The organism is Paenibacillus alginolyticus DSM 5050 = NBRC 15375 (genome assembly GCF_000422905.1).
Classification (GTDB): Bacteria; Bacillota; Bacilli; order Paenibacillales; family NBRC-103111; genus Paenibacillus_E; species Paenibacillus_E alginolyticus.
The window spans coordinates 1-10,387 of the sequence record NZ_AUGY01000156.1; the positions used below are offsets into that span (position 1 = coordinate 1).

The 10,387-nt window shown below is 41.6% G+C and carries 13 protein-coding genes and 1 pseudogene; 2 read left to right on the plus strand and 12 right to left on the minus strand.

Annotated features, from left to right (window positions below; all coding sequences use genetic code 11):
* A partial coding sequence (locus G519_RS0136225; protein WP_029198745.1) for an L-dopachrome tautomerase-related protein occupies positions 1-483 on the minus strand: 483 nt, incomplete at its 3' end.
* Positions 484-721: 238 nt separating this feature from the next.
* Between G519_RS0136225 and G519_RS46310 the strand changes: the two are divergent.
* Positions 722-1,615 (plus strand): annotated as a pseudogene (locus tag G519_RS46310) (transposase); the annotation flags it as partial.
* A 109-nt stretch (positions 1,616-1,724) separates the two neighbouring features.
* Here the strand turns inward: G519_RS46310 and G519_RS46315 are convergent.
* From G519_RS46315 to G519_RS0136280, 11 genes are all read right to left on the minus strand, one after another.
* Positions 1,725-2,267, minus strand: a complete 543-nt coding sequence (locus G519_RS46315) for a GNAT family N-acetyltransferase (protein WP_064743604.1) — start codon at positions 2,265-2,267, stop codon at positions 1,725-1,727.
* A gap of 118 nt (positions 2,268-2,385) precedes the next feature.
* Positions 2,386-2,616 carry a hypothetical protein gene (locus G519_RS51815; RefSeq protein WP_174806694.1) on the minus strand — a complete coding sequence of 77 codons (231 nt, stop codon included), beginning with the start codon at positions 2,614-2,616 and terminating at the stop codon, positions 2,386-2,388.
* A 38-nt stretch (positions 2,617-2,654) separates the two neighbouring features.
* A complete protein-coding gene (locus tag G519_RS51820) occupies positions 2,655-2,948 on the minus strand; it encodes a hypothetical protein (RefSeq protein WP_029198746.1) in 294 nt (97 codons plus the stop codon).
* A gap of 28 nt (positions 2,949-2,976) precedes the next feature.
* Positions 2,977-3,606, minus strand: a complete 630-nt coding sequence (locus tag G519_RS46325; protein WP_051254016.1) for an aminoglycoside phosphotransferase/kinase family protein — start codon at positions 3,604-3,606, stop codon at positions 2,977-2,979.
* Positions 3,607-4,165: 559 nt separating this feature from the next.
* Positions 4,166-4,516, minus strand: coding sequence for an aldo/keto reductase (locus tag G519_RS46330; RefSeq protein ID WP_307720150.1), 351 nt, complete (start codon positions 4,514-4,516; stop codon positions 4,166-4,168).
* Positions 4,399-4,869 (minus strand): cyclophilin-like fold protein, encoded by a 471-nt coding sequence (locus G519_RS50885; protein ID WP_051254018.1) that lies wholly within the window; start codon positions 4,867-4,869, stop codon positions 4,399-4,401. The genes G519_RS46330 and G519_RS50885 overlap by 118 nt, the downstream gene beginning before the upstream one ends.
* Positions 4,870-4,924: 55 nt before the next feature.
* Complete coding sequence (locus tag G519_RS0136260; protein ID WP_029198747.1) at positions 4,925-5,632, minus strand: SDR family oxidoreductase; 708 nt, start codon at positions 5,630-5,632, stop codon at positions 4,925-4,927.
* Between the two features lie 34 nt (positions 5,633-5,666).
* Entirely contained in the window at positions 5,667-6,146 is a 480-nt protein-coding gene (locus G519_RS46340) for a hypothetical protein (RefSeq protein WP_051254020.1), read from the minus strand.
* Between the two features lie 135 nt (positions 6,147-6,281).
* On the minus strand, positions 6,282-6,677 hold the full coding sequence (locus G519_RS0136270; protein ID WP_029198748.1) for a (R)-mandelonitrile lyase: 396 nt from the start codon (positions 6,675-6,677) through the stop codon (positions 6,282-6,284).
* A 22-nt stretch (positions 6,678-6,699) separates the two neighbouring features.
* Positions 6,700-7,926 (minus strand): multidrug effflux MFS transporter, encoded by a 1,227-nt coding sequence (locus tag G519_RS0136275; protein ID WP_029198749.1) that lies wholly within the window; start codon positions 7,924-7,926, stop codon positions 6,700-6,702.
* A 5-nt stretch (positions 7,927-7,931) separates the two neighbouring features.
* Positions 7,932-8,972 carry an NAD(P)-dependent alcohol dehydrogenase gene (locus G519_RS0136280; protein WP_029198750.1) on the minus strand — a complete coding sequence of 347 codons (1,041 nt, stop codon included), beginning with the start codon at positions 8,970-8,972 and terminating at the stop codon, positions 7,932-7,934.
* Between the two features lie 184 nt (positions 8,973-9,156).
* Here G519_RS0136280 and G519_RS0136285 point away from each other — a divergent pair, with 184 nt between their 5' ends.
* The gene (locus tag G519_RS0136285; RefSeq protein ID WP_029198751.1) at positions 9,157-9,705 is read left to right on the plus strand and encodes a TetR/AcrR family transcriptional regulator; all 549 of its coding nucleotides are present in this window, start codon (positions 9,157-9,159) and stop codon (positions 9,703-9,705) included.
* The last annotated feature ends 682 nt before the right edge of the window (positions 9,706-10,387 follow it).

Here is a 10,387-nt window from a genome sequence, read left to right on the forward strand (position 1 = left end):
AGACGAATCCGTTATATAAGCATAACCTGCTTTACCAACACGAAAATCAAATCGGACATCATTCAGATAAGTGGTTGGCAGGACAACATCCTCTGTAAATGTAAATACGCTTCTTATGGTATTTGTATTTAAATCTACAGCGACTAACTTCGCCCCCCCTTTGATGGGTTCTGAGAAATTAGGAGCCCCCGTATCCAGTACCCAAAGCGTTCCCTTTCCATCAGCAACGACACTTTGGATACTAATGAAGGACGTTGTGATATTCGATTGGCTTACCAAATTAGCGTCTAAACTAGGATAAGGCTGTAATGTACCGCGAACGATTTCAGCCACCGTAAATTTAACATCGTCTCCCCATCTTGGAAAGCAAATAAAAATGCGCCCAGTTTCAGAAACAGTAACGCCTGTAGGCATGGCCCCGTAAAATAAAAAAACCGCTTCAAACTTACCAAAATACTTTTCACTCGGTAACATCATTTGTATAAATCCTCCTCAACAGGTTCGAACTGCTATCACCTATATATGACTGAATGTGGTTCAAGTGCCTGGATAATAAAATATTTTTAAGGGAACCCCGCAAGTTCGTGTCTATGACGGACAACGAGTAAACGGTGTTGTGTTTTTGCCTAAGTATCAGCACCCAAGAGAGTATGAATAAAAAGAAGTACACTATACATAGGAGCCTCCTTCCTTGTACAAGCTATGGCCATGGACATGGAACGAAATTTTAGTTATTGCCAACATGGTGAAAAACGGCTACTACTCCCCCGTCCGTTTCCATTCTTCTGAGTACGAGGAGCTACGAGTCCTGATGGCTAACCGAGAAACAGTCGTTAAACGACTTGTAAGTGCCGTTAATCAGATCCACCGCTGGGTCGACATTGTCTTCCCAGAACTGAGACAAGTCTTTAAGATCTTAACTTGCAAGGGTGCATTGTTAACCCTTCGGCTTTTTCCGCTTCCAGCTGACCTATGTAAACTAAGTCCTGACGATGTCATTAAAGGATGGCAGAAATACATGAAACGGCATTCTGGTGTGCGTAGAGCTCATCTACTCATCGATCTTGCCAAGCAAACCGTTGGTTCCAAACAGGCTACACACGCTTACAAACTCCATCTAGAACAGCTTCTTGAGGAGCATGACTTAGCCACTAAACAGCTGCAGAGGATCGAAAAAGAAGCCAGAGACGTTGTTGAACGTATCCCCTATGCAGGCAAAATTCTTGCCATTACAGGTATAAGTTCAATTGCACTAGTTGGTGTTTTAGGAGAGTCTGGAGATCTTAGAGGTTATGCCCACGGGAATGCACTACTTCGCCACGCAGGCCTTAATTTGACTGAAGCAAGTTCAGGGAAATGGAAGGGACAAATGACACTCAGTAAACGAGGCCGTCCACGCCTTCGTCACTTTCTCTATTTAATAACGATGTGTATGGTCATGAATAACCAAGAGTTTAAAGCATTACATCACCATAATATTAAGGTAAAGAAGCTTAAAAAGATGAAATCTATCATGAAGTTATGTGGAAAGCTAGCTCGACTCTTAGTCGGAATGGTTCGTAGTGCTGCTGCCTACAACCCAAATAAAATCTTTGCACTGGCAGCCTATCGCTAAGGGCACCGTGGAGAATACGTGCAGCATTTGGAATGAATTGGGTGAATCACCCCCACCTCTGTTCCCGCATGCCTTTTTAACGACACATCCTAATATATCTTGCTATCTTTCATTCATCATCGAAATCTAAAGTATGAAATCCTGCGAATAGACGAGCTTGCGTGAGGAAATCAATCATACCGAGGGAGTTTAATAATTTTTCAAATTCAATCTCATGTCGTATAGGGATTCCGTCCTCACTTGTCAACGGAATTGAGGGCTTTATTTTTCTAGCTTCGTCAATAGCATTGTGATGAACGACCCTCATATCAAAGCCACGCTTTTGATAAAAACGAATAGCCTTTATGTTTGCGTTTGATGTGATTAACCAAATTGATTTGCATCCCGTATTCCTTGCTTTTTCAATAACTGATTCAATCAAACTTGATCCAAAACCCTGATTCTCAACGTTGCTATCCAAGGATACTATTTCACATTTTTTATCGACTATATTGTAAGATATAAGAGCTTTCACTTCATCATCCTGCATAACCACATATCCGGGTAGTTTATCTAAATGATGCACTTGACCACGAGAGACAACCAAAGTTGACGTACCCCTAAAGTGCTTTATAACTCCTCTTAACTCATCATCTACTTCTTTGATTAGCATCTTAGTCACCTCCAAAATCGGGCAATCCATACTTGTATCATAAACTTATTCGAATCCATTAGCGAACATGTATTTTCGCATTACTGCCAGTTAGCTGAACAAACTGACATATCAAGTACTAATCAAATTCAGGAGGGAAACGGTGATGTGTAATTTGTTCAAAACTGTATGCTATTTTTATTAATGTAGGCTCACTATAAGCTCTACCTGAGAAGACTACACCGAAAGGACCTTTAGTCGAATCACCATCCGAGTCAGTAACTCCCGTTAATGAGTAACCTGCTGGAACAGAAATTAATGGATATCCTAAGCGTGCAGCAATGTACATGCCATCTACATCACCAGGCAACAGTAATGCATCCAACTTATACTTGTCTATTACATAATCTATTCCTTGTTCTGCAGATACGTTATTTCATTCAAAATTGTTTCTTCTGACCTTATAAGTGTGTCTTGTCCATATTTTAAAGCTTCTTCCGCATGATTTTTGTTATATTCAATCAATTCTTTCAAAGAGTGAATCGGTACAGAATTATCTAAATGTGATAAGTAACTATTTAAACCCTTTTTAAATTCATAGGTAATGACATCATTATTCCAATTTTGCTGTTCTACGTGAAGAGTGACAGAGTCAATAATTGTCGCACCTTCATTTTTCAAAGTATGAATCGCAGCTTCCATTATAGAAAGTCTCTCTTCGTCTAAATGCTTATAATAGTGTCGTGGGATACCAATTCTTGCATGTCGCAAAAAATTGGCATCTAAAAAAGGTGTGTAATCTTGAAAAACACTTTTTCCGCTTCCTTAACTTAATTGGGCCTAATTCTTTACGAATCATCCCAAGAAATTGTTCAGAACCATAAACATGGGATTCTTTTGTAAAGACCTCACTTTCAAAGTTTACTGATATGTCGTGAATCTTTCGTGCCAGTTTACTAAATTTTTCTGATACGGGCTTAGTGCAATGAGTAATAATATGTTCACCTTCAATCCACTCAAACAATAAGAATCTCCATTCCTTTTCCCCATCATCAATCAAAACAAATGGTTCATTATGTAGAGTTGACCGGTGTTTCATAAAAGGAATTCCAGATTCACGTAGATAATTGCAAAATTTAATTTGTTCTGTAAGAACTTCATCCGTTAATTTAACAAATACGTTACTTTCATATCGCTTATAGCTAACAAATCTTGCTGAGAATGACTTTTCTTTTAAATGAATTTTGAAATGTAAATCCCCATGCCAAGTATTCGATTGAAGCTCTTTTTCGACAACCACATCTTCAGGATTAAATCCATATTGCCTTACTGCCATTTGAAGTAACTTAATGTTATCCATTACTGAAGCACCTTCCTCAGCTTTTGCTAACTTAGTTTTTTATTTGCATTATCATAAGATGTTGTTCTGCTAAGGCGTTATTCAACTAATCTATGCTGCATGTTAGCGGAACAGGCTACCGCGGTTAATTTCTGCGGCAGCCTGTTTTAGATGCGTATCGAACTATAGTTTCCGTTAATCATTTAGAAAATACTCCTCCCGGCCTTCCGTCGGAATGAGATAAAGTTCTTGTGTCATTTGGTTTTGACAAGAACTTTATCCCATAAAACAAAAAAAACCGCGATTTTCGCGGCACTTAGTGAGGTAAATTTCTTGTTACCCGACACTAGTTTATTCTTTAAATCGTTTGTCGGCTGTCGTAATATCGTGATTGAACTATAGTTCTGCATTAACCCAACCCTAGTTTAAAATCCCTTATATGCCCATTAACTTTAGGATCGGCAACCAAAAGTTTTTAATTAATATTCTTCTCTCCCAAAGGGAAATAATGCCACTTTTGACTTCTCATGCTTTGCCATTTTGCAATCCAATAATCATTACTATTAGTATTTGCTGCTGATCAATTTACTTTATTTTTTTCCCAAAAGACCGGGAAGTAGCTATGTTCGCCATAATTTTGGATGACCTCAATACTCTTCAAAGTCTCCATATCTGCATCGCTGATAACAAAATCAAGCTCTGCATTGATTCTCATGTGATCTGGATTTGCTGTCTTAGGAATTACTACAAGACCAAGCTGGATATCATATCGTAGGCAAAGCTGAGCTACAGATACGCCATTCTTATCAGCTATTACCTTGATCTCAGCGTTATCAAGGACTGCACCATGCGCAATTGGCGAATATGCGGAGCGTAATAACCGAAATCCCCAACTTCCGGATCGCTTCCTGAAGGTGCATTTTCCGTAGATAATTCTTTATCCAAAATACTCAATTTTTCGAAGCCACCAAATTCCTTAAATGTGAGTGTCAACGGGAGCCTTGTCAAAAAATCCCGGCTAGTTGGATTATCATACATTTTTACAATGAATTCCTCATTGTCAAACGTCAATTTGATCCTCACATCTTTCGAACTAGGCTTATCTATGGTCGATGACGTTGAAGGTTGGGCAGCCTGGTTGTTCGTAGACTTAGTCGTATCCGCTAGACTAGTGGCACTGTTATTTTTCGCATTATCATCTTTTAAGAATTTGGACTCTTCTTTACCGCCACAAGCAGCAAGGGAGAAGGCCGTTACCAAAGCGATAAGTATAGATTTATTCATCCTCTTGGCATCCCCCTAATTCAGGTTTTGAATGATTACCGTATATCATCCATCATTACCAGTCGATTGCTTTTCCATCTCTGAAAAAGCCTCCTTGCGGTCCTTCCGGCCCAATCGTTGCTAACCAAAGGATCGACTCCGCTGCTTGCTTAGGTGTTCTAGGAGCAGCTGGACCACCCATATCAGAACTCACCCATCCCGGACAGACGGCATTGATTTTAATATCGCCCTGGATTTCTGCAGCTGCCAATCGCGTCAATGCATTAAGGGCAAGCTTGGACAATTTGTATGCACCAACTCCTCGCTCCGACATTTCGTTCATCACTCCATACTCCGATGATATATTAATGATTCTTCCAAAGCTCCTCTTTTTCATGAGCGGTATAAAGGTACGGATGACATTATAGACGCCGAAGAAATTCGTTGACATCGTTTTCTCCAGAATGGAAGGATCCATCGTCATAAACAGTTCATTTTCATCCAGATACACGCCGGCATTATTAATCAAAACGTCTAATCTTCCAAATGTTTCATTAACAGACAGCGAGGCTTGACGGATGCTGTCTTGATCATCGACATCCATTTGTACAAAAGTAACGTCCAAACCTGACTGCTCAAGCCTTTGGGCTGCTTCATAACCTTTTTCTAGATCACGACTCGCTAAAATAACCCGAAAACCATTCAAAGCCAATTGTTTGACAAGCTCAAATCCAATTCCCCTATTCGCGCCTGTGACAAGTGCTACTTGTTTATTGTGCGACATTGAAGTCACCCCACTTCCTTTTAATAAAAGGCGTTTATTTCCTGCGTGCCGTCGGCCCTATCCGATTCTGCTGCTTTATCTGATCGATCGCTTCGTTGAACGCGTCAGCGACTAAGCTGGATTCTGCAAGTTGGTTCACTTTAACTTCGTCGATATGCTTCCCGACGAAGTTCGACGGGTTCACGCCGCTAAAATATTGTTGCAAGTCGAGAGATACCGGATCCGTAGTATGAGGTGTGATCTGGATGCCATTAATAATGTCATCGACCAGTGTGATTGTCACAGAGATGGACGTATCGCGGCTCCCGTAGTTACCTGTCGCCGTATGGACGCCGTCAACATAGGTGGATTGTTTATCCATTTTCCAACTCGAACTACAAGAACCAGCATGCGAGGAAAACGGCGATTGCCCGAATGCCATATTCTTTGCCGAGCATGATGCTATGACAAAAGACAAAGAGATCCCTAGAATCGTCATTATTTTAATCCTTTTGCTTAGGTTTGTTACAGTCATACTTTCTCCTCTCCTATGAATTGACTTATCAATGAGAAGACAACAAGTTGGCCCAAAGAATATTGAGGCAAGCCTTATTGCACACAAAGTGAAATATTAGAATATTATTTCGTCTGGATCGATCGCAATTCGTGCCTAGGACTGGTATTGATCGTCACTGACTTTTTCCATCCATTCAACAGCCTGTCCGTTCAGACGCTCTTGAATCGCTATATGCGTCATAGCTGTGGTTGGCGAAGCTCCATGCCAGTGTTTCTCGCCAGGCGGGAACCAAACCACGTCACCGGGACTAATTTCCTCGATCTGACCTCCCCAGCGTTGCACCCGTCCTTTTCCTGCAGTTACGATTAACGTCTGACCCAGTGGATGCGTATGCCATGCTGTCCGCGCACCTGGCTCGAACGTAACGCTTGCTCCTGCTACACGAGCAGGAGCTGCTGCTTCAAACAGTGGATCAATGCGAACTGTGCCAGTGAAATATTCAGACGGTCCTTTGCCCGAAGGTTGGGACCCGACTCTCCTGATTTCCATTTTCTCTTTTCCTCCATTAGAGTTACGTATTTTTTTTCGTGTTGTTTACAGCGCCTACAGTCTCCACCTTCCTAATGAGGACGATATAAAAAACAATGGCCAGTAAACTGGTTGTAAATATAACGATTCCAAAAGGGATGGCTGAATACTCTCCTGCTATTCCCACAAGTGGGGAAGTAACTGCTCCTAGTACGAATTGAAAAGTGCCTATGACGGCAGACGCACTCCCCGCCATTTGTCCATGCGATTCCATCGCTAAGGTAATAGAAACCGGTCCAATGATTCCAATGGATACTGCAAATAAGAAGGTTGAAACAAATACTGCCAGTAAAGATCCCTGAGAGAGAACTGTAATCAGGATTGCGAAAGTAGAAGTAAAGGACAGCGATAAACCGAAACGAAATATAGTGCGCTCCGTTAGTTGGCCAGCCACACGTTTGACTATTTGCGCTCCAATCATAATAGCCAGACCGTTCATAGCAAACAGGATCGAAAATATTCCCGGTGACACACCGAAAATGTTCTGATAAATAAACGGAGTGCCAGCAACAAAGGCAAATACACCGGCGAACAATATACCATTAACAAGCGCATATCCCATAAATGTTCGATCGTGAAACAGACGACTGTAGTTCCTCATTAATTCCTTAAAGTTTCCCTGGACACGATACTGTACAGGTAAGCTTTCCTCTAACCCCCATGTTGTGATCCCTGTTAATAGTATTCCTAGAAGCCCCAAAAAAACAAACACACCAACCCATGAACTGAAAGATGTGACGGCACTTCCGGCATTCGGGGATATTAATGGAGCGACATTGCTGATCATCGTAAGCAGAGAGATAAATTTCGTCAATTCGACCCCATTATATCTGTCCCGAGCAATCGCACGAGAAATCACGAGTCCGGCAGATGCTGCCCCCCCTTGGACGAAGCGTAAAACGATGAAAAATTCAATATTGGGTACTAAAGCACAACCAAAAGATGAAACAATATAAAGAATCATGGAGATCAGCAATGGGGTACGTCTTCCATACCTATCACTTAAAGGTCCCATGACCATCTGGCCTAAGCCTAAACCTAGCAGGCTGGCTGTTAAACTCGCTTGAATCATGGATGCGTTACTTGCGAAAAAATCCATGATTTGCGGAAGCGACGCGAGATACATATCGACTGTAAATGGTCCCAATGCGGAAAATGCGGCCAGTATCAAAGCCAATCGGAGCGAATGGTTTTTAAGTTTATCGTTCATGCGCTCTATAAAGTCGATATGTCGATAACGAATCGGTATCGCACGTCACTACGCAGAATTCGCTCATACGCTTCGTCTACTTGCTCGGCACGGATAATCTCAATTTGAGGCAGAATACCATGCGCGGCAGCAAAATAAAGCATCTCTTGTGTTTCCGCAAGTCCGCCAACCAAAGACCCCGCAATACTGCGCCGACTCATGATTAGGGAGAACACGTTGTATTGACTCGGTTCCGCGGGCGCTCCGACATTAACAAGCGTTCCGTCTACACGAAGTAGCGATAAGTACGAATCGACATCAATGTTGGCGGATACGGTGTTGAGAATCAGGTCGAATCGGCCGGCAAGCATGTTGAAAGTTTCAGGATCAAGAGTTGAAAAATAATAATCCGCACCAAAACTTAACGCTTCGTTTTCCTTATCTTTCGCACGGCTTAACACTGTAACTTCTGCACCCATCGCATGCGCGAATTGTATCGCAACGTGGCCCAACCCACCCATCCCCAGAATAGCTACCTTTTTTCCTGGACTGGCATTCCAACGTTTCAAAGGGGAGTAAGTGGTAATACCAGCGCACAAAAGCGGACTGGCTACATCTAACTCCATATCATCCGGGATATGCACAACGAATTTTTCAGTAACAACGATGTTTTGGCTATAACCGCCATAAGTTGGATTACCTTCGTAGTCCAAGGAGTTGTAGGTGGCTACAAAGCCTTTTGAACAATGTTGTTCTTCTCCACGGAGGCAGTATTCGCACTCTCCGCAAGAATCTACATAGCAGCCTACACCGACTCGGTCACCTACTGCAAATTTCGTTACCTTCTCCCCTACTGCGGTTACAACCCCGGTAATTTCATGACCAGGCACCATTGGGAAAATTCCGCCTGCCCAGTCCCCGTGTGCACTATGAATATCGGAATGACAAATGCCGCTAAACTTTATATCGATCGACACGTCATCCGGTCGTAATTGTCGTCTTTCAATCGTAGTCTTTTCAAATGGCGCTTTGGCCGTTGGAACACTCAATACGTGAGTTTTGCACATGGGCGTTGTCTCCTTTTCCATAAACCAAATTGCGATGACTAACCAAATAGATTTGATTAACCAACTAGTGTCTATTATTATATAATCAAGTATGTAATTCAATGATTAAAGAAACGTAATCTGTTGATATATCAACAGAACAACGGAAAGTGTTAATTATCTTAGAAAGTTTGGTGAATATACGATGGCTAAAACGGATCGGAGAATTCTTAAAACACAGGAATCTTTGAAAAAAGCTGTTATTGAACTGATGACTGAAAAAAGTTTCGATGATATAACCATTCAGGATATTTCAGACCGGGCTAACCTAAATCGAGGAACCATTTATCTTCATTATCAGGATAAATTTGATTTATTGGATAAACTTATAGAAACACACCTTAATGAATTAGGAGAGATGGATGAATGGGCATGTAAGATGGATTGGAACGAGGCTCTTGTACCTTATTTTGAATATTTTGAAAAAAATTATTTGTTTTTTTCTACTATGTTAGCAAGTACAGGTGTTCCGTCAGCTTTTAGAACTCGACTACTGACTTCTTTTATTGACGGATTTAAAGGTGAGATTGACAGAGAAAGCGGAAGAAATACGGATTTAAAGGAAGATGTAATACTGCAATATGCCGGTACCGCTTATGTAGGTGTTATTGAATGGTGGATTAAAAACGGAATGCCCTATTCGCCTCAAGTAATGGCTAAACAAGTTGGTACCTTGTTAGGGAGAAGTTTGTAGGTTAATGAAATAAATATATACTTACTTCACAGATTCTTAATTCAAGAAAAAGCCCTTGATTATCAAGGACTTTTCTTGACTATATAGCCGCTCCCAGATGGCATAAGGTGGTGGCCAAGATCGCAGACAAACAGCAGAACTGCGTCTAAAGCTCACTAGAAACGGAAAAGAGGCATCCCTAAATCATATGCCGAAAATTGAGCATTTGAGTCAAAAGATTACTAAAAATCTTTATTAACATTCGTATTTCTGCGATACCACAATAACAAGAGGCTCCCACTTATCAGGATTGCCTCTTTGGTTTTACACGCTACTTAAATGAAAAAGGAGCTGCACCGCTGAACGCTCCTCCACTACCGTTTTCCGTTAGCCAACCATGCCCCTCACGGGGCACCACGGAATAATGAAAATTTATTCAGTGCGTTTTATAATAATAGTACGGCTGGCGAGGAAGGTCGTTGAACTATGGTGCCTTGAGCCCTACCGTTAGTCTGACCACAGCGACCCCGGTGCACCACGGACTGTTGCTCCCTCTTGGGAAGCACGCAGGGTAGATTAACCCTATATTGGTTTGCTGCACCAGCCTCAATTTATTAGCCGTAGAAAGGTGATTCACATGCAAGTACTTATTGAACGTGCATGCGGTTTAGATGTTCACAAAAAGACCATCACTGCTTGTATT